The sequence below is a fragment of the Brakhagea slesvicensis genome (assembly GCF_052161625.1).
GTDB lineage: Bacteria > Planctomycetota > Planctomycetia > Pirellulales > Pirellulaceae > JBKCUI01.
Genome location: NZ_CP197412.1, coordinates 4,937,765 through 4,963,695 on the forward strand (window position 1 = coordinate 4,937,765; position 25,931 = coordinate 4,963,695).

Annotated in this window: 22 protein-coding genes and 1 pseudogene; 13 read left to right on the plus strand and 10 right to left on the minus strand. The window is 53.1% G+C overall.

Annotation, left to right across the window (positions count from 1 at the left end; genetic code table 11):
- Nucleotides 1–380 precede the first annotated feature (380 nt).
- The 3 genes from SH467x_RS18875 (at nucleotide 381) to SH467x_RS18885 (ending at nucleotide 2,298) form a co-directional block, all read left to right on the plus strand.
- The gene (locus tag SH467x_RS18875; RefSeq protein WP_482368642.1) at nucleotides 381–1,685 is read left to right on the plus strand and encodes an OmpP1/FadL family transporter; all 1,305 of its coding nucleotides are present in this window, start codon (nucleotides 381–383) and stop codon (nucleotides 1,683–1,685) included.
- A 44-nt stretch (nucleotides 1,686–1,729) separates the two neighbouring features.
- Nucleotides 1,730–2,041, plus strand: a complete 312-nt coding sequence (locus tag SH467x_RS18880; RefSeq protein ID WP_482368643.1) for a hypothetical protein — start codon at nucleotides 1,730–1,732, stop codon at nucleotides 2,039–2,041.
- Between the two features lie 74 nt (nucleotides 2,042–2,115).
- Nucleotides 2,116–2,298, plus strand: a complete 183-nt coding sequence (locus SH467x_RS18885; protein ID WP_482368644.1) for a hypothetical protein — start codon at nucleotides 2,116–2,118, stop codon at nucleotides 2,296–2,298.
- Between the two features lie 929 nt (nucleotides 2,299–3,227).
- On the opposite strand, the gene SH467x_RS18890 is transcribed toward SH467x_RS18885, so the two are convergent.
- Nucleotides 3,228–3,419: a hypothetical protein gene (locus SH467x_RS18890; protein WP_482368645.1), complete on the minus strand. Its 192-nt coding sequence runs from the start codon at nucleotides 3,417–3,419 to the stop codon at nucleotides 3,228–3,230.
- 414 nt (nucleotides 3,420–3,833) lie between these two features.
- On the opposite strand from SH467x_RS18890, the gene SH467x_RS18895 reads away from it, so the two are divergent.
- Entirely contained in the window at nucleotides 3,834–4,766 is a 933-nt protein-coding gene (locus SH467x_RS18895; RefSeq protein ID WP_482368646.1) for a hypothetical protein, read from the plus strand.
- A 62-nt stretch (nucleotides 4,767–4,828) separates the two neighbouring features.
- A complete protein-coding gene (locus tag SH467x_RS18900) occupies nucleotides 4,829–5,938 on the plus strand; it encodes a DUF1559 family PulG-like putative transporter (protein ID WP_482368647.1) in 1,110 nt (369 codons plus the stop codon).
- Between the two features lie 93 nt (nucleotides 5,939–6,031).
- On the opposite strand, the gene SH467x_RS18905 is transcribed toward SH467x_RS18900, so the two are convergent.
- On the minus strand, nucleotides 6,032–6,340 hold the full coding sequence (locus tag SH467x_RS18905; RefSeq protein WP_482368648.1) for a DUF1348 family protein: 309 nt from the start codon (nucleotides 6,338–6,340) through the stop codon (nucleotides 6,032–6,034).
- Here SH467x_RS18905 and SH467x_RS18910 point away from each other — a divergent pair.
- A pseudogene (locus SH467x_RS18910) lies at nucleotides 6,243–6,473 on the plus strand (sigma 54-interacting transcriptional regulator); the annotation flags it as partial. The gene SH467x_RS18905 and the pseudogene SH467x_RS18910 overlap by 98 nt on opposite strands.
- Nucleotides 6,474–6,477: 4 nt before the next feature.
- Here the strand turns inward: SH467x_RS18910 and SH467x_RS18915 are convergent.
- The 3 genes from SH467x_RS18915 to SH467x_RS18925 form a co-directional block, all read right to left on the minus strand.
- Nucleotides 6,478–7,098 carry a YdeI/OmpD-associated family protein gene (locus SH467x_RS18915; RefSeq protein WP_482368649.1) on the minus strand — a complete coding sequence of 207 codons (621 nt, stop codon included), beginning with the start codon at nucleotides 7,096–7,098 and terminating at the stop codon, nucleotides 6,478–6,480.
- Nucleotides 7,099–7,125: 27 nt separating this feature from the next.
- Nucleotides 7,126–7,968, minus strand: a complete 843-nt coding sequence (locus tag SH467x_RS18920; protein WP_482368650.1) for a hypothetical protein — start codon at nucleotides 7,966–7,968, stop codon at nucleotides 7,126–7,128.
- Nucleotides 7,969–8,227: 259 nt separating this feature from the next.
- Entirely contained in the window at nucleotides 8,228–9,886 is a 1,659-nt protein-coding gene (locus SH467x_RS18925; RefSeq protein WP_482368651.1) for a cyanophycinase, read from the minus strand.
- A 258-nt stretch (nucleotides 9,887–10,144) separates the two neighbouring features.
- Between SH467x_RS18925 and SH467x_RS18930 the strand changes: the two genes are divergently transcribed.
- Nucleotides 10,145–10,984, plus strand: coding sequence for an alpha/beta hydrolase (locus SH467x_RS18930; RefSeq protein WP_482368652.1), 840 nt, complete (start codon nucleotides 10,145–10,147; stop codon nucleotides 10,982–10,984).
- Nucleotides 10,985–11,554: 570 nt separating this feature from the next.
- On the opposite strand, the gene SH467x_RS18935 is transcribed toward SH467x_RS18930, so the two are convergent.
- The 3 genes from SH467x_RS18935 to SH467x_RS18945 all read right to left on the minus strand — a co-directional run bounded on the left by SH467x_RS18935 (nucleotide 11,555) and on the right by SH467x_RS18945 (nucleotide 13,058).
- The gene (locus SH467x_RS18935; protein ID WP_482368653.1) at nucleotides 11,555–12,046 is read right to left on the minus strand and encodes a YciE/YciF ferroxidase family protein; all 492 of its coding nucleotides are present in this window, start codon (nucleotides 12,044–12,046) and stop codon (nucleotides 11,555–11,557) included.
- Nucleotides 12,047–12,127: 81 nt separating this feature from the next.
- Nucleotides 12,128–12,655: a hypothetical protein gene (locus tag SH467x_RS18940; protein WP_482368654.1), complete on the minus strand. Its 528-nt coding sequence runs from the start codon at nucleotides 12,653–12,655 to the stop codon at nucleotides 12,128–12,130.
- Nucleotides 12,656–12,686: 31 nt separating this feature from the next.
- Entirely contained in the window at nucleotides 12,687–13,058 is a 372-nt protein-coding gene (locus SH467x_RS18945; protein ID WP_482368655.1) for a BON domain-containing protein, read from the minus strand.
- Nucleotides 13,059–13,470: 412 nt separating this feature from the next.
- On the opposite strand from SH467x_RS18945, the gene SH467x_RS18950 reads away from it, so the two are divergent.
- Together SH467x_RS18950 and SH467x_RS18955 are read left to right on the plus strand one after the other, a co-directional pair.
- A complete protein-coding gene (locus SH467x_RS18950) occupies nucleotides 13,471–14,502 on the plus strand; it encodes a DUF1559 family PulG-like putative transporter (RefSeq protein WP_482368656.1) in 1,032 nt (343 codons plus the stop codon).
- A 46-nt stretch (nucleotides 14,503–14,548) separates the two neighbouring features.
- A complete protein-coding gene (locus tag SH467x_RS18955) occupies nucleotides 14,549–15,919 on the plus strand; it encodes a hypothetical protein (protein WP_482368657.1) in 1,371 nt (456 codons plus the stop codon).
- 23 nt (nucleotides 15,920–15,942) lie between these two features.
- Here SH467x_RS18955 and SH467x_RS18960 read toward each other — a convergent pair whose 3' ends face one another.
- Nucleotides 15,943–19,386, minus strand: coding sequence for a PVC-type heme-binding CxxCH protein (locus tag SH467x_RS18960; RefSeq protein ID WP_482368658.1), 3,444 nt, complete (start codon nucleotides 19,384–19,386; stop codon nucleotides 15,943–15,945).
- A 350-nt stretch (nucleotides 19,387–19,736) separates the two neighbouring features.
- Here SH467x_RS18960 and SH467x_RS18965 point away from each other — a divergent pair, with 350 nt between their 5' ends.
- From SH467x_RS18965 to SH467x_RS18980, 4 genes are all read left to right on the plus strand, one after another.
- Nucleotides 19,737–20,390 (plus strand): class I SAM-dependent methyltransferase, encoded by a 654-nt coding sequence (locus SH467x_RS18965; protein WP_482368659.1) that lies wholly within the window; start codon nucleotides 19,737–19,739, stop codon nucleotides 20,388–20,390.
- Between the two features lie 236 nt (nucleotides 20,391–20,626).
- A complete protein-coding gene (locus SH467x_RS18970) occupies nucleotides 20,627–21,358 on the plus strand; it encodes a DUF1559 family PulG-like putative transporter (protein WP_482368660.1) in 732 nt (243 codons plus the stop codon).
- A 146-nt stretch (nucleotides 21,359–21,504) separates the two neighbouring features.
- A complete protein-coding gene (locus SH467x_RS18975; RefSeq protein WP_482368661.1) occupies nucleotides 21,505–23,217 on the plus strand; it encodes an alpha-keto acid decarboxylase family protein in 1,713 nt (570 codons plus the stop codon).
- 223 nt (nucleotides 23,218–23,440) lie between these two features.
- The gene (locus tag SH467x_RS18980) at nucleotides 23,441–25,246 is read left to right on the plus strand and encodes a DEAD/DEAH box helicase (protein WP_482368662.1); all 1,806 of its coding nucleotides are present in this window, start codon (nucleotides 23,441–23,443) and stop codon (nucleotides 25,244–25,246) included.
- A 41-nt stretch (nucleotides 25,247–25,287) separates the two neighbouring features.
- Here the strand turns inward: SH467x_RS18980 and upp are convergent, their stop codons facing one another.
- A complete protein-coding gene (gene upp, locus SH467x_RS18985) occupies nucleotides 25,288–25,917 on the minus strand; it encodes a uracil phosphoribosyltransferase (protein WP_482368663.1) in 630 nt (209 codons plus the stop codon).
- Between the last annotated feature and the right edge of the window lie 14 nt (nucleotides 25,918–25,931).

The window sequence follows — 25,931 nt, forward strand, 5'->3', positions numbered from 1 at the left end:
GCATTTATCGCTGGGAGGAGCAAGAAGACGGTTAATGTTAATAAACTCAGCTTTGAATGTAGCTTAGCTGACTTTTGGTCCAGCCCTCTTCCATTCATCAGCCAATACCTTTGCAACGGTGGTCGAATACGGGTGGTTTCCACCTTGTCGCTACCATCGGCAAAGACGGTGCAATCGGTACATTCAATCGGCCGATGACGGGAAGGATTGTTGCAAAAGGCTTCGATTGAGGCTGAGCTTGCCGATTGTAGGAGTCAGCACCTTTTCGTTTTTTTTCTTCAAGTCCTCTGCGGCTTTGGCTCAGGAATACCGATTCTAATTGATACGGTGGACTGGAGTTTTCAGCACCACAATGGCAAACTTTGTGTAATCGGAAAAACATGAAACGCTTCCTCCTCGCGTCGCTGGCCGTGGTCTCTGGGGTTTTTTTCACAAGTGGAAGCGAGGTTCAAGCTCAATCGCTCGGGGTAGAGCTTCACAATCAACTCATGCCGGCATCGGGAGGCATGGGGGGGGTTAGTATTTCTCGCCCCCAGGATTTGACGAGCGCGCTCAATGCGAACCCGGCGACTTTGACTCAGTTTGGTGGCACTCAATTTCTCTTTGGAGGTGCGTGGGCCGAACCGACATTCAACATCCGCCAAACAACATCGTTGCCGACCATTGGGCCAACTCTGGTGGATCCCTACGCAGCGAAATCGGGGGCACCTGGCTCGGTCCTTGGGAATATCGGTGTGACGCAAGACATCTCCGAGTTGGGTATTCCGGCAACGCTCGGAATCGGGTTCCTTTCCAGTGCCGGTGGGGTGGTCGATTTTCGTCAGCAGCCGGAAAGCAATGGCACCAATACAGGTTTAACGGTCTTTGCGATGCCTGTCATGGTGGGAGTTCAGCTGACAGAGCGGCTTTCGGTTGGCGGTGGTGGTTCACTTGGAATCGGCTTGTTCGACGGGCCCTTCATCGGTGTAGGTGGTCTGACCACCGCTTACGCATTGCGAGGAACTGCCGGTTTCAATTACCAATTGACGGACGTTACCTCGGTGGGTGCCTACTACCAATCCAAACAGTCTTTTCAGTATGAGAATGCCATTACCCTTCCTGTAGGGCCGAGCAATCCGTTGGATGTCAATTTGGATTTGCCTCGCAACGTGGGCCTAGGGGTCGCGAACAACGCACTTTGCGACGGCCGATTGCTGGTAGGTGTTGATTTGCTCTACAAGTTGTGGGATCAAGCGGACCTTTTTAATGCGATCTACGACAATCAACTCGCGGTTCAGTTGGGTACGCAGTGGACTCAGAACCGGTATCGTTTACGAGCTGGCTACGTGTGGGCAGAAAACCCGTTGGATCCAAACCCAGGACCGAACCTTGGGGGGGTGATTCAAAGTGGAGGCCTCCCGAGCGTGCGTTACTCTCAAGCTCTACTTGCCATCACCAGTGAGCATCGCTTGAGTTTCGGTCTTGGTATTACAGATGTACTCCCAGGCATCGACGCGGATTTGATGGGAGGGGGAATGTTCAAAGACACGGAGCAGTTAGGTCCTTTCACGCAAACTTCTATCGAAAGCTATTGGCTTGGCTTTGGGCTTACATGGAGATTCTCACGAGGTAGCTGCGAACATAAAGTTCCGTGTCGCTGGAGCACAGGTTCTTCGACTACGAGTCTTGCTCACAGCGATTTGTGAAGTTCGACCTGTTCCCATCGTTAGCGATCACGAAAGGTCATTGCATGTTGAAACATTACGCTGGATGGGCCGCGCTCACGTTAGGATTCAGCGGATTCGTCATGGTAGTAGCCAGCTGCAATGCCCAATCGCCAGTCCAGCCTGGTCCGGATGTTTCGCGAAGTGCGTTTTTCGAGCGGAGTTCGAGAGAGGTCGGAATCGAGTCGGAACTAGAAACGGATCGGGATTCCTTTACCCCATCGACGTCGATCGTTTCCCCTCGACGAACCATTGTGGAATCAAGCTTTTCCGTCATCGATGACTCGATTGGAAAGGACACCTACAGCTATCCAGAGCTTCTGTTGCGAATGGCCTAACAGGTCAAGTTGAAGCGCGCTTCGGATGGAATTATGAGGTTGGGGGAGTCAACACGATTACCTCGGGGAATGAAGTGGGGTTGCACGGTGAAGAGGAAGAAGCCTCTCGACTCCTCTACGGAATCAAATGGGCTTTTGCCGAGCAAGAAGGCTTCCTACCCGAGGGAGCGATGATCTTGCAAGGGCTCACGCCGACATCGGGTGAGTTCACTGCGACTGCCATATCGCTAACGCCAGTCATTGGTTGGCGATACTAGCGTTCTTTCGACGTTGTTCACCCAAGGTTGGGGCGCTTCGCCGCAGCGCAACGATGACAATTGCAGGAGCATCTATCCGATGGTATGTTAACCCCTGTGGAGAGCGGGCCTGGCCAGGTTGCTGATTCAGTGCTCGAACGAGAAATGACGGTCCGGTGAAGGGGTTTACGGCAAAAGAGAGATTCAAAGCATTGGGACGGAGGGTTGTTACGCTCCTTGTTCTGCTTTGTTTTTTTGCCACGTCTCTACCTATCCCTGTTGCCATGTTTGACGTTCTCGAGAAGGGTGCGTCGCAGCCATTCCCTTGCCAAAACCGCCCATGCGGCTGCAAAACGGCGGAGCAATGTTGGACTGGTTGTTGCTGTTTCACACCATCCGAGAGACTTGCCTGGGCGGAAGAAAAGGGTGTTGCTCCACCCTCTTATGCGCAGCTACCTGCGAGTGACGAGACCGATGGTCAATGGGCTTTGATTGCCTCCAATAAAGTTGACACGACGTGCGATGCGAAGCGTCGTTGCTGTGAGTCTCGCGACTCGAGCTGCGAAAATCGCTCGCCTAGGTCGATGCACGAGTCGACGACCACAGGGCCTGAAATCGTCGATGGCGGCAAGGTCGTTTCTTCGAAAACCAATGGATCCTGTTGCAGAACGACCAAACCGGAGCGAGTTGGCTCCAAGGGTTTGAGCTCTCCAGCAAAACGGAAAGTCGTTTTGGGAATGTTCGCTTTGAAGTGTCAGGGCAAAAGTTCTACTTTGACTTCGTTGCCCTGGGTGATTCTGGTGAGCATATCCAATGGAGTCCTGTTGGAGCCCGAATCTGGGCCAGCTTATCAGCCGATGTCTCTAGATCCGGCGGCGGTATACTCCGAGCCCGACACGCCACCACCCAAGCAGATGCTCTCTTAGCATTTTTGCGCGCGTTTTGCTGCGTTACCCCGATTGGCTGACGTCGGAATACCAGCGCGAGTGAGAACTCGTTGCGGCTAGGTATTGCTGTTGCGATAGGCCATTGGCTGCCTTCAATATTCCGTGCCACTGAGTTTCGGCGGTATCGGCAGTCAAGCGGAGAACGCGCGAAGCTTTGGATAGATGCGATTCAACACGGCGCGCTTGCGCGGTCACGGGCCCGCTCTCCACAAGACGGTTTCGTATCGCCGCGTCAAGTGCGCCGTATTGAGTCGCTGATCCTATCGGCAGTAATAACTTCTTTTATACAACTTCGGTTGAGGCAAACTCGACATGCGAATATTTCATTGTTTGGTGATCGGTATCACAATCGTATCTAGCAGTCGCGATCTTCTGGCTGAGTCTCCATCGGAGATTTACCAACGGCTCGTTATCCCATTGATTCAGTCTTCAAAAGCCAGCAGTTGCTCAGAATGCCATTTTCAGGGCGTCAAGTTGAATGATTTTCTGACTTCTGACCCAAGTGCTTCCTTTGCTTCACTCAGGGCTCGCGGATGGATTGATGTAAAGCGGCCCTCGGAGTCCAAGTTGTTAGAGTTCATAGCCAAGGAGCCCGAGCATTCAACGACCATGATGGACCAGGTCCGAAAATCGGAGCTTGAAGCGATCGGCAAATGGATCCACGCATCGGTGGCAGACCCTGAGTCGCTGAATGCTCCGTTGCCCAAACTGAACGATCTCGTGCTCGACGAAGAATTGATTCGGCACGGAAGGAGGGATCACGTTCTTTCGCGTTTCATCGATGTTGTATGGTCACAGTTCGAACGCTGCGCCAACTGTCACTCCCCAGATCGCAATGCCAAGCAGGTCGAAAAGCATGGCGAAAGGATGAGTTGGATCGTTCCCAATTCTCCTTGGGAAACGCTTCAGTTGTTGGAGGAGCGGAAATTAATCCATTTAGAAAAGCCGACGGCGAGTTTGCTTAAAACGAAGGCGTTGGGCCAGGACAAACATGGAGGGGGCGTGAAATTCCCTTTTGACGGTCAAACAGACCGCGAGTGGGGCAAGTTTCTTGAGGACTACGCCGCCATCCGTCGTGGTCGTTACGTTAAGTCGATCGAGATCCCGGCTTTCGAATCCATTCGGACTTGGCGAACGGGGCTTCATTTGCGAATTCAAGATCTACCATCGCTTCCTCCGGGGCAGTACGCCGTGATTTGGATGCAACGTATCCATCCGGATGGGAACCTCGATACTGAGCCGATTGCAATCGGCGAGGGAAGAATCTCCATGGATGGTACCACTTGGGGGACTTCGATCATGCTCCTGGAACCTGCAGTACAGCGCAACACCCGATCACCCGTCGCATGGGAGACTCTTTTGTCCGAGGGCAGGTACAAGCTGAGTTGGGTCGTCGTGGAGAGTTCGCGCCGTTCACTCGAAGAAATCTTGGCGATGAAGCCCACGAGACAAATAGAAATCGATTCACTTTGGAAATCGGGGCATAGCCATGCAAAAACAATCGCATTCCAAGAATTCAAGTCGTCTGACGCTGATAAATAGTCGCGATTGGCTCGGACTGAACAAGCATTTATTGAACCTTCACTTGATCGATTGAAATGGAAATGAAACACATTCAGAATAATCCTCTTCCTACCCGACGAACTGCATTTACCCTTGTTGAACTGCTGGTCGTGATTGCGATCATCGGCATCTTAGTGGGGCTGCTGCTTCCTGCCGTACAGGCTGCCCGCGAAGCTGCACGTCGAATGCAGTGCAGCAATAGTGTCAAACAAATCGCACTGGCCACTATGAACTACGAATCTGCCTATCGCAAGTTTCCCATGGCAGGGACCGTGGATGTAGACTTTTCGGTTCAGGCTCGTATTCTCGCTTTCATTGAGCAAGGAAACTTGAACGATTTGCTCGACTACTCGAAGCCTGCCTTCTCTGGTCCGTTTAATGCAAAGGTTCCAAATCCCCTTTTTGCTCAGGCATTCGCAACGCCAGTTCCCATCTTTCTTTGCCCCAGCGATCCCGCTCCGTCGACAACCTCGATGCAAGTAAACGGCTCAACGGTTACATACGGTGGATTGAGCTACATGTTTAGCAATGGAAGCGGTACTGGAACCAACTACGATTGGCGTTGGGTAACAGATGGTATCGTCTGTCAAAATAGATCGCGAGCTTTTCGCGATATTACCGATGGAGCGTCGAATACCGTGATCCTGAGCGAAACTGCTCGTAGCGTAGGAGACGATATGACGCTTCCGATAGGAACATTACCAAGGTTCCCTTACCACTACACGCTCAACGGTTCAGCAGGAGTCAGCTCGGCGCTTCAATCGAGTCGTGGCTTAAAGGCCACGGGGAGCCCGTGGAGTACTTTCGTCGAACCAAGTGGAAACATTTCCAACCCGCAAACCGACGCGATTTGGACGAGCTTTGGCGGGTGGCGAGGTGGCAACAGTACGGCGATTCGTGGACGCGGAATCTCTTGGGCATTCAATGGTTCGATCAATTCCTTGACGAATGGTTATCACATACCCAATAGTCGCACGCCTGACCTTGTTATCCATCATACGGGTTTCTTTGGTCCTCGCAGCTACCACACCGGCGGTGCCAACGTGGGCCTAGCCGATGGCTCGGTACACTTCTTGGCGAATGGAATCGATTCGACTATTCATCGAGCGTTGCACAGTTGCAACGGCGGGGAAGTGGTCGGTGAATTCTAAACCCCAGCGATTCGACTTTTGCGGCCACCCTCGAGTTGGAGCGTGTGGAGACCTAACGCGTTGGTTTCAGTTCCCGTCGCAAGAACGAACGAATCAGCCTGGCGATCTCGTCACCGTGGGACTCGAGGGCAAAATGCCCTGCGTCCAGAAGATGAAAGTCGAATGGCTCGGCGAATCACTCGATGTTGCCGAGGCCAGGATGTGATTCAGGTCGATTGCCTGGTGCGAGCCAAAAGAAGCGGCGATGTAGAGAAGGGAAATTTTCTTCGGGTCGCGCGTGTTCCAAGCGTTCTCAGCGGCTCGAACCTTCGCAATGGCCTTACGCGATCGAATCGGTCGAATCGAATTGGCGGATGGCGGTACCTTGTTCCTCGATGAGATTGGCGAGATACCACTCGACATGCAAGCCAAGTTGTTGCGAGTTCTTCAAGAAGGAGAGCTGGAACGCATCGGTGAAGAGCGCACCCGCAAAGTAAACGTTCGCATCATTGCCGCCACCAATCGTGACTTGCGCTCGGAAGCCGAAGCGGGGCGCAACTTTACCGTTCCGTTGCGCCTTTTCCTGCAAGAATCTTTTCCCGGTATTTTGCGATGCGCGACAGGCGCGTTTCAGGTTTCTTTGCGGAACTCAAGTTGATTAAATAACTTCGCTGGCGTCCGGCTGTCAATCGATAGAAAGCGTCCGCAAGCTCCGGATCGGATTCCAGTGCCTCTACGAAATCGTCGGGGAGTTGGAGGTCGGTCTTTTGCTTTGGGGGTTTGATATTCGCCTCGGCATAGACCATCGCCTCTGTCAAATAAGCTTCTATGACCGGCTTCTTCTCCTCGACTTGGTTGTTGTCCGTGAATCGGATCACGTCGGGGAATTGGGAATTGGGCCCCTGCTTTTCTAATACTCCTTTAGGGTCTTTCATCAAAGCCGCATTGAAAAAACTGAGCCGGAAATCGTTCCGAAGCGCTCCGATGATGGCAATATTACGACTATTGTGCATGTAGCAAGGATGGCCCCATTTGACTGTCTCTACCAGATCGAGGCTGAGGCAGATTTGTCGAAGTTTTTCAAGACCAAGTCTCCAGCGGCGAGTTGAACAATCGGAGGTCGCAAATCGCTCGCAACGTCCGCAGCCTTTGGAAAAGTAGTCCTCGATATCCGTAATCATGCTGGCGCCTGAGGGTTAACCAAGTTGTTATTTGTCATAGACTTGGCGTCGATTATCCCCTTGCTCCTTCACCTTGTCACGGATTTCTTGTTTAGCTTTTTTCAATCGTTCCGGCCAAACGAATGTTGGTGCTGCAGACGGATCGTATCCCGACATGTGACCATTCAAACGAACGAGTGGTTTGTTATAGCTTCGTTCTTCATCACCAAGAACTTCTCGGCAAATTGCGGCGAGGCATGGATCGTACTCGATTAATTCAGCTCGTGTGTTCACATGATTGTGATCGTGATCTGGCTCGCGATTGTCATTGAACCAAGATTGCATTCCTTCCGCAAAATACTCCATGTGGTTGACGGATGCATATTTGCCTTTCCATAAGCCTTCGCTCATCGCTTTTTTGTAGCATTCTTCTAGGCGGCCATCGAACGTTGGGTCCACGCGGATTAAGCCGCGCAAGTGCATATTGTGGGCGAATTCATGAATCAATAGATTCTCGCTTGAGTAGGGATCCCCAGGGAATGCCAGCAGATTTTCTTCACCGCAGGAGCAGATCGCGTCGGTTTGAGACCCACCCAATCCTCGCGCGCGTGCGTCCCAGAAATCTTTGGGTGTCATATTTCGCTGTTCCGGCAAATCGGTCGTAAATTCGTTGTGTGCCATGACGACCAGTCGCGATCCGCCTTCGATCAAGGCCTTACGAACGTCCGGTCTCGTGTGCAGCATCATGTTGACGAGGTAAGCAGCTTCCTTAAGAGCGTAGTCATTGACCTTTTCGGAGGAGACAATCGGATAGCCATCCGCATTGACATATTTGGTGTAAAAAGGATCGAGTCCCAGCTCCTTGGGAGGCTTCGTTACTTCTTGAGCCATGGCACAATTCGTAAAGGCACGATTCGTAAAGGCACGATTCGTAAAGGCACGATTCGTAAAGGCACGATTCGTAAAGGCACAGGGCGTAAACCAGATCAAGAGGAGCAAACTCAATGTGGAGCAGGAAGATCGTGTCATGAGCAAGGTCGTTTAATAAAAGGATGCGTCAGGGGCCAATGGGTTGATTTAGCCAGAGAAGGCATTTTATTGCTAAATCAATGGGAGTTGCGATCCGCCAGTATGGCGAGAGCTTACGAATTTATTTATCACGGGACTCAGGCTGTTCCGAGGAGACTATTTTCCGGGCGACTAGGTCGTACGATTGCCCTGAGGCCAAGGCAATGTAGTCAGGGCGGTCAGGATAGACGGCTTGCCGTCGATCGTAGAAATAGACTTTTCCCTTTCCGGATACGGTGGCATTCGAACCTGTTACGGTGATGGCCGTCGTTTCATCGATTCCGATCCCAAGTAGTTGCGGATAGCGATTCACAAGCTGCGTCATGTCGCGTTGCCTGCTTCGTTGCGAGAAATGTTGGTCGATAGCAACACCGTCGAGAAACCCTAGCCCACCCCGTTCATAGCCAGGGGCCATGATATTGAAATTTTCGATCGGGGTGGCGCGGGCCAAGTAACGAGCTTGGATGGAAGCGCCCGCGGAGGAACCGCCGATGACACCTCCGCGATGCAGCACTTCCTTCATGAGTCGATGGGCGGTTGTTCCATAATACGAATCTGCGAAATTCCACTGTCGACCACCGCCAAACCAGATTCCCGTTGCGTCCTTTAACGGTGCTAAGAATGCTTCGTCTTGATTTGCTTTGTTGCGATCCTTGGTGTGGATCATCGTTGCATTTTGGATACCCCGTTTCTTCCAGTTTTCGATGATCGATTGTTCTTGCGATACCTCGTCATTCTCCTCGCAGGGAACGTAAACGAGTTTTGCTTTTTCAGGTCCGCCGGCTCGATCGCAAAACTGATCCATCAGACCAGATGGTAGACCGCCCCCTCCCACGATCAGGAGAGTTCCATTTTCTAGAACGGGTAGTCCAGGATTCGTCGGTGGGAATGCGGGGAGAGTTCTGTCTATCGCGTCTCGCCGCCATTCGGTCAAATCGGCAAGGTATCGAGTGGCGGATTTGATGCTCCGAGATTCGGGGGTGAGGGTGTGCAAGCGAATGGGTTGGATTTGATTGGCATGGAGCATGAGGGTTGCTTCGCCATCTCCCCAAACTCGCAGTTTGCGACCGCGTAGTACGATCGCGCTATTCCTCTCCAAAGCGATACCAACACAACGTGGCTGGCTTGCCAGAACGCTCAGGACTTGGGCATTTCCTTCGCTGGACTCTGGGCAGTTGGTTTCCAGAATCACGTCGGGTAACAGGTTCATTCCTGCTGCGATTCGAGGATGCCCTTCCTCCAAGGAACGGATATAGAACCTTGAGAGAGCTTTTGCATGCGGCCCGGCGATGACTAGGTTTTTGCCCCGATCAAGATGGGCTCGTGCGAGTTCTTCAAATCGTTTCATCAAGGACGCTGGAATTGCGTCTGGTGTGCGCGAGTCGGTCCAGATTACAGTGTCCCACGAATCGAAGTAAGAGTTTTCATGTTGCGATTCGACGAGCGAGATCGAAGCAACCTCCAAAGAAGAATGCTTGGTCCGAGTATTTTGAACCTCAGAACGGACCGTAGCCTGATCTCGATTGGTGAGCACCAAAAGCGATTTCGAATTTGTGGCGGGTAAGGAAGGTTCGAGAATCGCATCAGGGATCGTCTCCGAGTGCATGGCCACAACGACCCCTTTGATTTTCAAATCCACAGGCCAGTCTTCGAATCTCTCGTCAAACGATTGGGCTTGGGCGAATGTTCCGGCGAAGATTCCGACAGCCACCGTTTTCAAAAGTCGGATGGTGTTTTGCATAGTGTCCGAGGTGGATGGGATGGCAAACATTGTTGTCAGGCAAGATACCAGAGCGAGGGAACGGAGCGAAAACGCGAGCATCACGAGACGCTGGTCGCATCCTAAGGTTTGGGAGCATCGCAATCAACCAATTCCGATTCCAGGGATTTCATATTTGTTCGTCAAAACACTTGCTTCGATCACTGGATTAGAATGAGGTCTGCCTCCATCTCCTGTCGACTTCGGAACCGAATCAAGCGATCTGCAATGACGACTGCAATGACAACCATCCTCTTTGTTTTTCATTGCCTCGTCTCAACCACGTTATTCGCACAGAGATCCTATCCGCCTACGTTTTCGGACGCCCGCGTCGAGACCTATCGAAAGACTGGATCCGTCGAGTTGAAGCTCTGGATCTTTGGGGAATCAGATCTTTCAACACCGAAACCGGCGATTATTTTTTTCTTTGGTGGTGGGTGGAATTCAGGATCACCAGATCAGTTCGAAAAACAGGCGCGGCATTTCGCAAAACGTGGCATGATCGCAATCACCGCCGATTACCGCGTGAAGTCGCGACATGGTGCGAAGGTCGTCGATTGTGTGGAAGATGCCAAGGCCTCCGTCGCGTGGGTTCGAGAGAACGCGCAACGTTTGGGGATTGATCCAGATAGGATTGCTGCTTCCGGTGGCTCTGCGGGTGGTCACCTTGCAGCTTGTACTGGGACAATCAGCGGATACGGGAGTGACGAGCGACCCAACGCTATGATACTTTTTAACCCTGCTTGCACGTTGGCTCCGATTGAGGGTTGGCAAGCGCCGCGAATCCAGGCTGGGTTGACGATCGAACGATTGGGCATTGAGGCATCATTGATCTCTCCAGCGCATCACATTGGCCCAACCACGCCCCCGACCCTGATTCTCCATGGCAAGGAGGACACGACGGTTCCTTATGCTTCGGTCGTTGCATTCGAGAGAGCGATGAAGAAGTCAGGCAGGACTTGCACACTCATCGGTTACGAAGGGGCGGGGCACGGCTTTTTCAATCGCGGGGACGACTTTGAAAAGACGCTCCTTGAAGCCGACGCGTTTCTTGTTGGACTGGGCTGGCTTAAAAAGTGAAGATGCTTATCGGCCCGCCCATCAAGGCACTCCGATTAGACGGGTTGAGATGCCGATATCTCCGATTTTACTGCGAATTCTGCAACGACTCTGTGGAGTGAGGGGAATCGAGCTGGGTTGGCGGTGAGTTTGGGAAGATAGACTGAAAAGTTTTGCGGAGGCCAATAACACTGAAAAGCAGTAGAATTCCTGCAATGAGGACTGCTGGGTATATCCCCATGATCAGTCCTAGGATAGCACCAGGATGTTTCGCCTCTTCGTCCGACTCGCTGTAGTCGTTGGTTACGGTATGGGAGGCGTTTCGCGTTTCCATTTCCCCGTCTGTTAGGGCGGTCGAGGGATGTGATGCGATCTGTTGATTATCCATGCTTCATCACGACTTTGTATAAACTTAAGTAACACGAAAGCGATCGCGAATAACAGAGCGTAGAAGTAAATTGAATTCGGGTTACTCGCTGTTGCGAGCCCCGAATTCTAAAAGTCCAAAAGAGTGAGCAAGGATCTCTCGATCAATTCCAGCCAGCTTGAGAGTGAGCCGGTCTCTCTAGGGATTTCCTCGATGAAGCCAAACTACGCGTTCGCGGCTTCGTTCACTTTCTTGCTGAGCTTGCTTAACATCGTGTCTGCTTTTTCTTCGTCGTCCATATTATGGCCTAGAAGCTTCTTGGCATGGGTATATCCAAGTTGTTCGGCCCACGTGCACAAGGTTCCGTAGGTTGCAATCTGGTAGTGCTCGAGCTTTTGGGCCAAACCAATCAAAACCGCGTCGGTCACATCGGATTCGGCTTCTTGAGCTATCATTTCCTCCACTTCCTTAATCAGGCCTGCCATGCCTTCGCATTTCCTCGCTTTGGCGATCTGGCCGGTTTCCTCAAAGGCTTTTGCTACGCGTTCAACGTGCAATTTGGTTTGTTCGAGGTGATTAGTAAACTCACGTGAAAGCTTTTCGCAATTTGCCTTTTTTACCAATTTTGGCAGCACTTGTACCAATTTTTGTTCAGCGCTGTAAATGTCTTGTAGTTCGGCATGGAAGGCATTTGCAAGTGTTTCGATTTTTGCCATGTTCATAACCTTGAATTTCTATGTTTATTGTTAAGAGTTATGACGAAATGACCGACGAGTCAATTGTCTTGGATTGAACGATTAATACTTCGCTGCGACGGACGATTCGCTAGAAGTTGATATGTCTTGAGCATCAGCTTGTTTGAAAATGTTCCGTGCTTTTTGAGTCTCTTCTGAGTTTTCAGAATGAACAGAAACAAGGCAGCGACCCCCCTTGATTTTTCCCTCGAATTTCTTCGCCTCGTATTCGGGTATTCCCAAGCCGATCAGCCCGCCCGAGATGCCACCGACAGTCCCGCCTAGCGCGGACCCTGCGAAGGCCGCCATGATGGGTCCAGCAGCGATGAAAGGTCCAACGCCTGGAATTGCCAGGGCGCCGATTCCTATCAACCATCCGAGTCCGCCACCTAGAACGGCACCGGTGCCTGCACCGATGGTGGCTCCTTCTGGCGACTTTGTTTCATTATCGACGGCGAAATCCTTTCCCCCCTCGCTATCGGGCATCAAAACAGAGATGTCATTGGCCGTAAATCCTGCGGCTTTAAGGTTGTTGACCACAGTGGTTGCTTCGATCGATGTCTTTACAGTACAAAATATGGCGAGTGCCATGGTGGAATCCTTGAGGTTGTAATAGCTGAAGTTAGTTCGAATTGGCGACGTCGAGTTGACTGTCGACTTTGGTTTCGCCAGCAACTTTGCGAGCGATTGTTTCGATTCGTTGTTTCTCATCTGCCGACGAGACCGGACCGCGCAGAGTGACCTTCCCATCCTGGGTCACAATCTTGACGTTTTGCGCGTTGACCGACATATCCGTAGCAACTATCTGCCGGCGGATGCTTGCCGTAATGTCGATGTCTTTTTGATTTTCGTTCTGATCAAAAGGGGTTTTGTTTGCACCGTTTTGATCACGTTGGTTGATCGCGGAATTGTCGCTCTTGGTCGGAGATTTGTTTGCATAGTCGCAACCGCTCACTGCCAAAGCGAAAAGGAAGACGATGGACAAGCATTTCACGTTTACGTTCCTCATGGGGTATTAGGGCGTGTCATAGATTCCAGTATTCCATTCAAGGTCAGTGTGGAGTATCCAAGGAACTCCCAATCCTGCGTGGCGGAATTAGCTACGAACAGTTTTTGGGACGGATTCTGGATCGTGATGATTGGGTGTTGTTAGCAGCGAAACCAAACCTCATGCGGAGCTTTGGCGAAACGTACGGTTCAGCGAGAACGTTGGTCTTCGTCTTCCGCATCTTCTCTTTTTTGCATTTCCCCTTCCAATCTGTTGACCTGGCTTCGCAAATGCATAAGTTATGCATGTGTGTAGTGTGTTTGGGTTTTTGGTTGCATTCTGCGGCGGGCTTCAGTGGTTTGGCTGTCTTGGGCACTAGATCGCTGTTTTGGCCCCTAGATCAACGAGGAGAGGGAAGATGGTACGAGCGAGTGATAGGAGAATGGGTTTTACGTTGGTAGAGCTATTGGTTGTCATCGCGATCATTGGGATTTTGGTCGGGTTGCTACTTCCTGCGGTGCAAGCGGCGCGGGAGGCTGCGCGACGCATGTCTTGTTCGAACAATATTCGGCAGCTTGGCCTTGCCACTCTCAACTACGAATCCGCCTATCGACGATTGCCGGGATTGATGGGATCGAGCACCTATTCGGCCCAAGCCCGCGTGTTGCCCTATATGGAGCAGACTGCGCTTCATGATTTGGTGGATTACGGACGTCCCTTGCTAGTCGGTCCTGCTTTCGCGGCTCGCTTCGACATCGCGTTAGCTGGAATGGTGGGAGCGAAGTTGCCCATCCTGTTGTGTCCGAGCGATGGCGAGGACCCATTCTTTCCAGTTATCTGGTCGGACGGTTCGGCAGGGCGGAGCGCGGGGCTGAACTATATGTTCAGTATCGGAAGCGGCCGTGGCACGACCTACGATGATCGCTTTGAGACCGATGGAATGATGTGGGAGCGATCTTTTGCGCGGCTTAGCAAGTGTACCGATGGGACTTCGAATACGGTTTTGATCGCTGAGACCCTTCTGGGGGACAAGAGCACGTTGACAACGCCTCCGACGAAGTTGCCGATGCGAGTGATTGCCAATTGGCCGGGAACGACAAGCAACCCGGCCGGCCCGGGCTGGGTCTCGGGAGGATTGATCAGCAATCCCAATCTCAGCGCGATTTTTCCGAGCGTTACGAATAGCTTCCGCGGTAATCGAGGGGAGAGTTGGATCCGAGGCGTTCCATTCGCCACGACCATCAATGGGTACCTGACCCCCAATTCACGCATCGCGGACATCGGTATCCACGGTCGGGGCTTCTACTCCTCGCGAAGTATGCACAATGGCGGTGCACAGCTTGGTTTCTTAGACGGATCTGTTCGTTTCGTTTCGAACCATGTCGAGGAACTACCCTACCGAAATAGCTTCTCCGCCAACGGTGGAGAAGTCTCCGTGCTACAAGACTAGTCAAAAACATAACCAACCTCTGCACCTTTATCCTATTCTATCTAACATGAAAAAAGAACTTGTTTGCGCCTTCCTCGCTTTGGGTTTTTGGAGCCACTCGTGCATTGGCAAAAGCCCGGGAATCGATCCGAAGGATGCGTCTGCCTCGCCGAAGCTGCGAACCGTTGCCCGTCTCTTTTGGCAGGACACGAGCACGCAATCGGTTCGATGGGGGGATCTCCAAAGATCTGGCGAATCGTGGCAGTTGGTTCCTCAGCCGCTTGCAAGCTTCCCTGCGTTGAACCTGGACAATCAAAGCTTGGTGCAAATGGAAGCGATCGATCAAGTTCTGTTGATCGGCATCCACGACACGGAGAAAGGCTCGTTCGAAAGTGGTTGGGTTGCATTCGACTCGGGGGTCACGAAAGAGGAACATGGCGACCATTTCCATTGGCAATACGAAACTGCGCCAACGCTGCTCGTCAAACAACTGGATAAAGAGCAGGGAAACCCGGCTCACGTTTATCAGTACAACCAATTGTTCGTCATCGCCAACGACGCGTTAAACGGTTTTACGGTGGTCGATCCGCTTGCGATTCGAGCAGGCCGATCGAACGTGTCTCGGTTTTATTCAGGCGGAGGAAACCACATCACATTGGCTGCCCCAAGTCGAGACGTAGTCTACGCAACCTGGGCAGATCGGGACGGCGACAATATGGGAAGGATCGATGTCGTCAATACAGGTGAGAACGCGAAGCAAAAGGGGTATTCGTTCAAGCTGCCGACCGGTGGATTGCATGGTGCAACAGCCAACTCCGGTAGGGTTTTCTTTGCCCCAGCAGACGGTATTTGGTCGGTGCGCTCCGATTCGATGCTCCAGGCACCGCCCACAGACCATTCGATCGAGCACATTTCTCTTGGTGTGGATTCGGTCACCGGTCGACCCAACCGTACCGGAGCGTTTGTGAACCATCGGAACCATGTCCTATTTACGTATGGATCCGGGACGAATTCTCAATTGGGGATAATCGATGCCGGCGCATCGCGTTTGGAGTTGAAGCAGCTTGCGATTCCAACGACGGAAGGCTTAGCTCTGGTCACTCCGAAGACAGCTACGACTCGCGCAGGAAAAGAACTTGCGCTCGTAGTTCAAGATCGACGCCAAAGCGAGGCACAGGAATCGCTTGCAATCATCGATCTTGATCCCAATGGGGACAAGCGTTTGGAAGATGCCAACGTCATCAAGACACTCGAGCTCGGGCCGAGCAAGATCGAGGGTCATTCGGGACATCACGAAATCTGTTTTCTCCCGGAGAACCGATTGGCTTGTGTTTCGAACCCGGGAGATGGAACGATTTGGCTCCTCTCGATGACCGACTTCACCGTGCAGGCCAAGCTATCCGTCGGCGGAACGCCCGGCAGATTGATTGCTCCATAAGGCTGCTCAGCGAGTGAACCAATTCATTCGACGGCATGACCGCCTGTTGCACCGAAGTTCTTCAGCGAAGCGGGAGAGCCATCGAGGCTGGCGAGATAGGCTACCAAGTCTCGCAATTCTCGTTTCGTTAGGTACTTCGTTAAATCGGCGGGCATGGATGAAAGGCCTTTTTTGCGGCTGACGATTGCGTCCTTCTCGATCTCAATCACCGCACCTTGCGCGTCCATGAGACTGAGTTTGGTGTCGGTTTCGCTCTTCAGGATCCCCGAGATCGTTTCATCGTCTTCAGTTAGCAAGACGACGGTTTCGAAGCCTTGCGCGATGGCTTGATTGGGAGCGACGATTGCCTCGAGGAGATAGGTTCGATCCTTTTGTTTTCCAAGTTCGCTCAGAACGGGGCCAACTTCGCCTCCGGTTTCCCCAACTTTGTGGCAGCGCACGCACGAGAGGTTGCTTCGGGTGAAAAAGAGTTCGCGTCCTGCCTCACCATCTCCTCCATCCACGCAATCCGAGTAGGCTGCTTTGGGATCGGAAGCAGCTTTGGAGGCGGATTCCTTGTCACGAGCTTCCAGCGTTCGCTTCATCTCGTCCGTCCCTTTGGCCGCGATCGCTTCTGTGGCATTGAGCCAAGTATCTTTGGGCAGGGATCCAGCGAAGAAGGCAGGCGCTGACTTGGTGAGCAAGGCTTGAGCGATGGAATCGTCGAGTGCGGGGATGAGGTCCCAAGCGGCTTGTCGTTCGCCGGTCGATTTCGATGCAATGGCCTTCTCGACAGCGGAACCCGCTGCGGGCTTGTCGATCTTTGCGAGGGATCGCATCGTCGCAATCCGCACCGATTCTTGCGAGTCCTGCAGGAGTGAAGTGGACTGTTTCTTCAATTCATTCGGATTCAATGTCGCGAGGGCGGCGATCGCATCGGCTCGGCGGCGCGGCGATGCTTTGGAATCGAGGACAATCGATTCGATGAGGCTGGCAATTTCCTTCATGTCGTACTTTGCGCCGACTTTGAAGAATGCGTCGCGGACGGCATCTGGCGTGGCGGCTAACGCAGCGACATTTTGTTGCAATCGCTCGATCACGCGTGTGGCGGAGCGGTCGGGGAGGGGCAAATGCCGATTCATGATTTTGTCACGCAACCCGGGAGCGGCCCAATCTCCGAGAAGATTCATCGCTTCCTCTCGCATCTTTTCGGTCCCTACATTCGATGTCACGAACGCGATGAGCCGATCGATGTTTGCATCTTGTCCGAGTCGGTAATTCGCGTGAAGGATTCGCTGCACAATCGGCTCATCGAATTCGCGGGCGATGGTGAGAGCAGCCAGTGCAGGCAACTCCGAGTGGAGTTCGGGAACGTCGTAGATAGCCCGTGCCGCTTCTTTCGCGACACGCACCGATGCGTCCCCCAACAGATTTTTAATCGCAGGGTTCTTGGCTTTCCGAAGGGCAACAGCCAGGACGACGCGCACGGAGTCGTTGGGGTGTTTGCTCCATCGTTCGATACCTTCTTTGTCGATCGCCTTGGATACGGCCATGATTGCCGCGTGTCGCAACACAGGATCTTGATCGGCATTGTCGACGACCGCCTTCGCGACTTGTTCTAACGCGGAGGATTTTTTCTTCGTAGCCACTGCCAACATGGCTTGCCGCCGAACGACCGGGGAGGGGTGGAGAACGAGATCGGCAAGGCTTTGGTCCGAGAATTCTATTTTGCTTTCGGCGAGCGCGTCGCATGCGCGTGCGACCACGTATTCATCGGAATTGCTGAGAGCACCGATCAGGGCCGTGCCCGCGACGGTGTCATTTTGTTTTCGGACGATTTGTCCAAGCCCCCAGACTGCGTGTAGTTTTTCGTTACGCGACTTTGCATTTTGCAAAACGTTGACCAGGGCGGTGACGTTTTTTCGGTTTGCTAGTTCCCACTGTGCTTCGAGTCGCAATCTTCGGTCTTGGGAAGCAAGCAAGGCGACGAGTTCTTGGTCCGATCGCGATCGGAATCCTTGTTTCAATTCTGCGGCAGACAGCTTCCCTGCGTTTTGGACCTCGATCGACTTGGATGCAAACCGATACAAGCGACCTTTGTTTTCGCCGTTCCAACCGTTGACCCAATCGCTGACGACCAGGCTTCCGTCTGGGGCTGTATCGATATCGGTCGCAAGGATTTGCCAGATGAATTGCTCGTTCTTGTCGATTTCGAACGTAGCCCCTTTCGGTTTCAGTTGGATGCGCCGGATTCCGCTGTTAGACGATTGTCCTCGGAAATCGCAGAGGAAGAACGCGTTCTTGTACTGCTCGCTATTCTCCAACCCGACACCGGTGTAGCAGATCAGTCCGGAGGGGCCATCGCTGAGATTGGCGATAGGAGGAACGATGTATGCTGGGCTTTCGGTTCCTTCGTAGGGGTACCAGATTTTTTCTCGATTGAAGGGGCCTCGATCCGAAAGGTATTGGTACATCATCCGCCACCCCGTGTCGCCTCCTTGAACGACCTGTACCCATCGCGCCTTGTCCCCGGAGTCCGAGTTGTTGTCTCCGGTGAACAGATTTCCTTCATCGTCGAAGGCCAGTTCTTGAGGGTTGCGAAGGCCGGTCGCGAAGACCTCCAAGTTGCCACCATCGAGATCGCAACGGAACACTGCGCCGCTTTCGGGGTCTTGGAAGGTACCGTTTGGCGTGTCGATCGAGTATCCGCGATCCCCGATGGAGAAATAGAGTCGTCCGTCTGGCCCGAGGATCAGTCCGTGCATATCGTGGCCGCGAAATGCGACGCGAACACCGTAGCCGTCCGATAGGACGATACGTTCATCGGCAACCAGATCGTTGTTCGAGTCCTTGAATCCCCACAGTTTAGGAATGTTGGTGTAGTACACCATATCGTCTCGAATGAGAACGCCCGCACCGGTCCCTTCTTCAATTCCGTTGAAGCCGGAGACGAATACTTTGCTGTCATCGGCACGATGATCACCGTCCTTGTCGAGGAGTACGCGGATGAGGTCATCGAATCGTTCGTAGTCGGAAGATTCTTTTCCGAGCAGTTCGCGATGGTAACGAATGCGGTCTTGGACGTTCATCGCAGCCAGGTCAGCGTCGAGCCATTTCCCATCGTGGCCTCGGTTATCGGTAACCCCTTTGTTTTGGCGATAGGATTCGCAAACGAAGACACGGCCCATACGGTCGAACGCGAAGGCCACGGGGTTGGCGAACATCGGTTCGGCGGCGAACAAGTTGCAGTCCATCGATTCCGGGAACTTAAAGGAGCCGATGGCTGTTTCGCCTTCATCGGACGCTGGTGCGAGCGCGGGAACCTCACCTCCTTTTGGTTTCGTCGGTTCTTGTGCGAAGCCGTTTTGCATCGCCATCATGTTCAGGCCGAGCATCGCGGTGAGAGAGGCTATTTTCGTTCCATGGATGAGAGACTGCGACAGGATGGAACGGCGAAGGCGAACGGAGGAAGCGAGTGTTGGGTTCATAGGACGAGAGAGAGTTCGCAGGAAAGGAGAGACAAATTGCAAGGTTCGGTTTGTTGTGAGCATTGGAATGTGGCGAGCAAGGGGGTAGCGAATCCCCGCTTTCGCGATCGTATGGTAATCTGGACGTCGGTAGCGGGCGAGTCCGAAAGGTACCCTAGGCTGTTGAAACCGAAATCGGCGAGGAATCTGAGCGGTGTGGGACCTACTCGTTCGAAGGGAAAAGGTTAGGATACCGACTCAATTCTAATAGTTCTTGCACCGGGTAACCCTTTATGTCTTTGGGTAACGACCTCAAAATTTTGTACCATTTGGTTCTTCGTCCTGTTCGAGGGAAAACGCACTCCGAGCGGATGGAAAGTTTTTACGCGGGCCAAGCGGAGGGATATGACGATTTTCGAAAGCGGCTTCTGCAGGGTCGCGAGGATGTCTATCGCGAGGTAGTCGATCGGAGCGAGGGTGGCGTATGGGTCGATATGGGGGGCGGAACCGGATCGAACTTGGAATTCGCTGGCGACGGAATCCGGCGTTTTGAGAAGGTTTATGTCGTCGATTTAGCCGAGTCGCTGTTAGGGATTGTCAAAAAGCGATCTGTGAAGAATGGTTGGTCGAACGTGGAGGCGGTTGTAGGAGACGCGACCCAGTGGGTGCCGCCGGAGGGCTCCGCCGACGTCGTCACCTTTTCCTATTCCCTGACGATGATTCCCGATTGGTTTGCTGCGATCGACAACGCATTGCGGATACTCAAGCCGGGAGGATTGATTGGCGTCATCGATTTTTACGTAGCGAGGAAATACCCGATCGATGGTTTGGAGAAGCATCGTTGGGGTACCCGATCGTTTTGGCCGGTTTGGTTCGCCAACGACAATGTCTTTCCGAGCCCGGATCACCTTCCTTACCTTCAGAAGCATTTCGAAACGTTACGATTGAAGGAGAGTCGCGCCAAAGTTCCTTACCTACCGTTGGTGCGTACACCTTATTATCAGTTTGTTGGCCGGAAAGCGTAAACGCCTTGCGGCGTCGCGATGCATTCGGATTCAACTCCACGACCTGAGGGACACGTATGCCATTCGAGTTTATCTGCCCGTTTTGTCATCACCGGACCAAGGTGGATGATCGGTATGCTGGGCAAACGGGTCCATGTGCTGGCTGTGGAAAAACTGTTGCGATGCCTCGATACAACGAACGAGGTGTGCTCGAGGCAGCTCCCTTAGTGGTGACTAGTAAGTCAGTCTCGCGTTCGATGGCTCGGAATTCGTTCCCGATGTTGATTGCGTCGGCTTGCAGTGCGACTGCGTTGGTTGCTTTGGTCGCAGTGGTCTGGATGGCTTGGCCGACGATCCAAAAGAGGGCGTTGATTGCGGCGCAGAATCAGGACATCGACAATATGAAGTTGATCGCTAAAGCGCTCAATGAGTATGCCGATCGTCACGGGACCTATCCACCGCCGGTGGTCTATGATGACAAAGGGATCCCTCTTTACTCATGGCGAGTCTTGATTTTGCCGTTCCTTGGGTATGAGTCGCTGTACCATACGTTTCAGTTGGATCAACCCTATGACAGCGCGAACAATTTGCAGTGCATGTCCAAGATGCCTGAGGAGTTTGCGAGTCCTCATTCCGATGCCATGGCAGGTTTTCAAACCAACTACGCGTTGATCATAGGCCCGGGCACGCTTTTCCCGCCCGCGGGGCCCCTTTCATCGAAGAATATCGATGATCCCACCATTTTGTTGGTAGAGACCAAGCATGGATTGGCAAGTTGGACGGAGCCGGGAGATATCGACATTTCGCAAGGGGTGCGTCCTGGCAATCGCCCCATGAAGGACTTGGGTGGTTTGTATCGCGATTCCTTTACCGCCGTATCGGCGCAGGAGGAAGGGCTTCGAATTCCCAACACGGTCCCTGGAGCAGTACTCGATTCCTTGATCAGCCCGAACGGTGGCGAGAAGGTGGACGTTTCCACATTCAAATAGAGATCGCCAATCAAACAGATTTCGATTCGCCATTCGGCCTTCGAGTGGACTGAGTGCTACAATTCGAGCGGGGATTCTCCCCGGTCCGGAAACACCTCTCGTCTGGATTTCCGTTCTTTTCTCTTGGAAGTGGTGTTGGACGACCTATGAACGATCCCTTGAGTTCGATTGGGCGAGTATCGGAAGGCAAGCCTTCTTCGCGTGGACAGTGGCCTGTTGCAGAATTGTCGATCGGCCAGTATCTCATCAAGCGGTTGCAGGACTATGGGATAGGCGATTGTTTTGGGATTCCGGGGGACTATATCCTTCATTTTTACAGTATGCTCGAGCGGAGCCCGATTCGAACAATCGGTTGCACCCGAGAGGACTGCGCGGGTTTTGCCGCCGATGCGTATGCTCGTATTCGGGGTATGGGAGCTTTATGTGTCACCTATTGCGTGGGGGGGCTATCGGTCTGCAACAGTGTCGCGGGGGCATTTGCAGAGAAGTCGCCGGTGGTGATGCTCACCGGTTCACCTGGTTTGCGGGAACGCGTGAACAATCCGCTGCTGCATCACAAAGTCCGTGACTTCAGCACTCAGCGAGAGGTGTTTGAGAAGCTTTGTATTGCGGCGGTCGAGTTGGACGACCCTCTTATTGCCTTCAGTGAAATCGATCGGGTTCTCGATGCTTGTTATCGTTACAAGCGACCGGTCTACATCGATCTTCCCCGCGACATGGTGGACGTGGTTCCATCGGTAACTCACTCGTACAAACGCCCTGCGAGTCTTTACAACGCGGAAGCGTTAGAGGAGGCCGTGAAGGAAGCGATCGAACGATTGAATGCATCCAAGAAGCCAGTGATCATTGCGGGGGTCGAGATCCATCGTTTCGGACTTCAGGACTTGGTATTGAGACTTGCTGAGGGGGCGAGCATACCGATTGCGGCGACCATATTGGGCAAAAGTGTGATCGACGAAACGCATCCATTGTATATCGGATTATATGAAGGCGCGATGGGGCGTGAGGATGTTACGAAGTATGTCGAAGAGAGCGACTGCGTGTTGTTGCTCGGTGCCTTCATGACCGATATTAACTTGGGAATTTACACGGCGCAGTTAGAAGTGAAGAACTGCATCTATGCAACGAGCGAGCAGTTGCAGATATCCTTCCATCAGTTTCCGAATGTTCCGCTTGGAGATTTTCTGGAGCGATTGATCGATGGGAAGCCCGTTCCAGCGAAGCGATTGATCCCTGAGGGGCTTCATTTGAAGCGGCCGGAGCCCTTGCAGATCGAGCCCGAGCGGCCGTTGGAGATCAGCCGAATGATCCAGCGTATCAATACTCAGTTGGATGAGCATACGATTGTGATTGCGGATATTGGGGATGCGTTGTTTTCGTCATCGGAGCTTGTGATACGCGATCGCACCGATTTCCTTTCCCCCGCCTATTACACGTCCATGGGTTTTTCGGTGCCTGCCACATTGGGGGCTTGCGTGGCGAAACCGGACGACCGAATTTTTACCATTGTTGGAGATGGCGCATTCCAGATGACCGGGCAGGAGATGGCGACATTGGTGAGGCATAGGCACAATCCCATTTTGCTGGTGCTCGACAACCACGGTTATGGCACGGAGCGTTTCCTGCAGTCCGGGAGTTGGAATTACAACGAGATCCCATCGTGGAAGTATTGGAAGCTGCCGGAGGTTTATGGGGGCGGGAGAGGCCATTACGTGGAGAATGAGGGGGAATTCGACCGCGCACTCACGGAGGCTTGGGAGGATCGCACGCAGTTGCATTTGATTCATGCCAAGCTTGTTGAGAATGATGCGAGTCAGACTTTACTTCGACTTGCCCATCGGCTTGGACAACGCGTTTAACGCAATTTCCCGACGACTTCGGGGCAATTCCCTGTTTTGTCACTTCTGCAAAACGTCGGAGTTGGTACGATTTTGGCGTGAGCGATGGGAATGGTAGTTTGGTAGCTGCAATGTTTTCGAGTGGCAGCAGAGTGAACTTGACTTTCCCGATCCACTGCATGCGATCGTAGCGTGCAGCCAACGGTGAGTTGGGTTGACATAACGCTAGAACTACTGAGTTTTGATGATTACTCCCATCGAAGAGATGACGGACGCTGCTGCGCCATTGAATGGTTTTTTGACTTTAGGATTACCCGAGCCCATCTGCGATGATTTGGCTTCGGCGGGGTATCACACCCCGACTTCTATTCAGGCTGCGACGATTCCCAGTTTGTTGACCGGACAAGATGTGTTGGGGCAGGCCCAGACGGGGACCGGAAAGACGGCTGCCTTCGCTTTGCCTCTTCTGTGCCGAATCGACGTCAACGATTCCTCCCCTCAAGTGCTGGTGTTGGCTCCGACGCGGGAGCTTGCCATCCAGGTTGCCGAGTCGTTCGAGCGTTACGGAAAGTCGATGCGAGGGCTTCATGTCGCTTGTTTGTACGGCGGAAGCGGATATGCCCAGCAGATTCAAGCTTTAAGGCAGCGGCCTCAAATCATTGTCGGAACGCCGGGCCGAGTGATGGATCACATGCGCGAGGAGCGTTTGAAGATCGATAAGCTCCGGTGCTTGGTCCTCGACGAAGCGGACGAGATGCTGCGAATGGGGTTTGTCGACGACGTGCGATGGGTTCTGACCCAAGCACCCGCGGATGTACAGATCGCCCTGTTTTCAGCGACCATGCCCAGCGCGATTCGAGAGATCGCCGACAAACATCTCAAGGACCCGCATGTCGTTTCGATTGCTGCAAAGGAAAAAACGGCCGATACGATCCGCCAGCGTTACTTGATGATCGAACCCAAGTTCAAGCTAGAGGTACTGCAGCGAGTCCTGGAGCATGAACCTTCCGATGGCACCATTATCTTCGTCAAGACACGCAACGCGACCGTCGAGATCGCCGAAGCGCTCAATCGCATGGGTTATAGCGCCGTCGCGATCAATGGTGAGATTGCACAGGCACAGCGCGAGCGAACGATTGAACAATTGAAGGATGGCTCCGTCCAAATCCTGGTAGCGACGGATGTTGCTGCTCGCGGTTTGGATGTCCAGCGCATTACCCATGTGATCAACTACGACCTACCCTTCGATACCGAAGCCTATATTCACCGAATCGGTCGAACCGGCAGAGCGGGGCGCGATGGCGAAGCCATTCTTTTTATCACCCCAAGGCAGCGAGGGTTCCTTAAGGATATCCACCGCGCGATCGGAAAAGCGATCGAGCCGATGGAAGTTCCAACCGTGCGCGAGATCAATCAAGCCCGAATAACACGGTTAAAAACGAAGATTGCAGGCCAAGTCGTAGTGGATCAGCAGGATTCTCTATCGGCTGAAAGGTTTAAGAAGTGGATTGAAGAGTGCTGCGAGGAACACCAGTTCAGCATCGAGCAAGCGGCCACGGCATTAGCAAAGCTCTGCACTGGAGAACGCCCGTTTCTCTTGCCCGAAGAAGACTCGCTTGATCGAGCTCTCCGTGGACGAGATCGGCGGGATCGCGACGATCGCGGTCCTCGAGATGATCGTGACGGATTCTCACGCGGCCGGACGAAGACACCTCGTTTTGATCCTCGCGAGCAACGCGGCGAATTTGAGGGGGGCGATGCTTCGGGGCCTCGCGACGAATCCCCGCGAGCAGGCATGGAGTTGTTTCGAGTCGAAGTCGGGCGTCAGCATGGGGTCAAACCAGGTAACTTGGTCGGCGCCATTGCCAACGAGATTGAATTGGACTCGAGCTACATCGGTCAAATCACCATCTTCGATGAGCATAGCACGGTCTATTTGCCCAAAGGCATGCCGCGAGACTTGTTCAAGATTCTAGGCAGAGCTTGGGTGGTAGGTCGACAGCTTCGCATTTCGAAGCTGGCAGATCGCCAACGCGTTCGAAGCCGTTAGGCTCCGGGCCATCCAGAATGGGCCCGTTAAGAATGGGCCCGTTAAGATCGCGTGTTGAAAATGCGGTCTCCGGCATCGCCCAAGCCGGGGACGATGAATTTGCGATCGTTCAGTTCTGGGTCGACCGCTCCGACCCAGAGTCGGACGTCGGGATATTCGTCGGCCAGTTGTGCCAACCCCGGAGCGGATGCGATCACACTCAGGACGCGAATGTCGGCAACGCCCCACTTCTTCAGTGCGCTGATGGCTAGACGGATGCTACCGCCGGTGGCGAGCATGGGATCGAGGACCAGTCCGATATCAGCGGGGCGATCTGCAGGTAGTTTGGAATAATACTCAACCGGCAGAGCGGTTTCTTCGTCTCGGTACATTCCCAAATGCCAGACTTCCGCATCGGGCAGAAGCTGGAGGATCGGTTCGACCAATCCTAGACCAGCTCGAAGGATCGGCACGATAGCAACCCGTTGCTTCAGAGTCTCTGCTGCCGCCAGCCCCATCGGTGTTTGCACCGAGGTGGGGGATAGCGTTAAGTCTTGCAGGCACTCGATGGCCAGCAAGGTAGCGAGCCGATCGATCTGAACTCGGAATTGAGCTGGCTTTGTTGAAGCATCGCGCAGGATCGCCAAGTGGTGGGAGGCCAGCGGATGCGTCAAGGCAGTCCAAGAGCTCATGGTATTCCAGTCTG

Excerpts from the sequence above, each read along its gene's own strand:
- SH467x_RS18955 (WP_482368657.1), top strand. The coding sequence starts at position 14,549 with ATGAAAAAAGAACTTGTTTGCGCCTTCCTCGCTTTGGGTTTTTGGAGC.
- SH467x_RS18895 (WP_482368646.1), top strand. The coding sequence starts at position 3,834 with ATGATGGACCAGGTCCGAAAATCGGAGCTTGAAGCGATCGGCAAATGG.
- SH467x_RS18930 (WP_482368652.1), top strand. The coding sequence starts at position 10,145 with ATGACAACCATCCTCTTTGTTTTTCATTGCCTCGTCTCAACCACGTTA.
- SH467x_RS18915 (WP_482368649.1), bottom strand. The coding sequence starts at position 7,098 with ATGATTACGGATATCGAGGACTACTTTTCCAAAGGCTGCGGACGTTGC.
- SH467x_RS18925 (WP_482368651.1), bottom strand. The coding sequence starts at position 9,886 with ATGCAAAACACCATCCGACTTTTGAAAACGGTGGCTGTCGGAATCTTC.
- SH467x_RS18965 (WP_482368659.1), top strand. The coding sequence starts at position 19,737 with ATGGAAAGTTTTTACGCGGGCCAAGCGGAGGGATATGACGATTTTCGA.
- SH467x_RS18950 (WP_482368656.1), top strand. The coding sequence starts at position 13,471 with ATGGTACGAGCGAGTGATAGGAGAATGGGTTTTACGTTGGTAGAGCTA.
- SH467x_RS18920 (WP_482368650.1), bottom strand. The coding sequence starts at position 7,968 with ATGGCTCAAGAAGTAACGAAGCCTCCCAAGGAGCTGGGACTCGATCCT.
- SH467x_RS18875 (WP_482368642.1), top strand. The coding sequence starts at position 381 with ATGAAACGCTTCCTCCTCGCGTCGCTGGCCGTGGTCTCTGGGGTTTTT.
- SH467x_RS18975 (WP_482368661.1), top strand. The coding sequence starts at position 21,505 with ATGAACGATCCCTTGAGTTCGATTGGGCGAGTATCGGAAGGCAAGCCT.
- SH467x_RS18970 (WP_482368660.1), top strand. The coding sequence starts at position 20,627 with ATGGCTCGGAATTCGTTCCCGATGTTGATTGCGTCGGCTTGCAGTGCG.
- SH467x_RS18940 (WP_482368654.1), bottom strand. The coding sequence starts at position 12,655 with ATGGCACTCGCCATATTTTGTACTGTAAAGACATCGATCGAAGCAACC.
- upp (WP_482368663.1), bottom strand. The coding sequence starts at position 25,917 with ATGAGCTCTTGGACTGCCTTGACGCATCCGCTGGCCTCCCACCACTTG.
- SH467x_RS18900 (WP_482368647.1), top strand. The coding sequence starts at position 4,829 with ATGAAACACATTCAGAATAATCCTCTTCCTACCCGACGAACTGCATTT.
- SH467x_RS18980 (WP_482368662.1), top strand. The coding sequence starts at position 23,441 with ATGATTACTCCCATCGAAGAGATGACGGACGCTGCTGCGCCATTGAAT.
- SH467x_RS18880 (WP_482368643.1), top strand. The coding sequence starts at position 1,730 with ATGTTGAAACATTACGCTGGATGGGCCGCGCTCACGTTAGGATTCAGC.
- SH467x_RS18905 (WP_482368648.1), bottom strand. The coding sequence starts at position 6,340 with ATGTCGAGTGGTATCTCGCCAATCTCATCGAGGAACAAGGTACCGCCA.
- SH467x_RS18960 (WP_482368658.1), bottom strand. The coding sequence starts at position 19,386 with ATGAACCCAACACTCGCTTCCTCCGTTCGCCTTCGCCGTTCCATCCTG.
- SH467x_RS18935 (WP_482368653.1), bottom strand. The coding sequence starts at position 12,046 with ATGGCAAAAATCGAAACACTTGCAAATGCCTTCCATGCCGAACTACAA.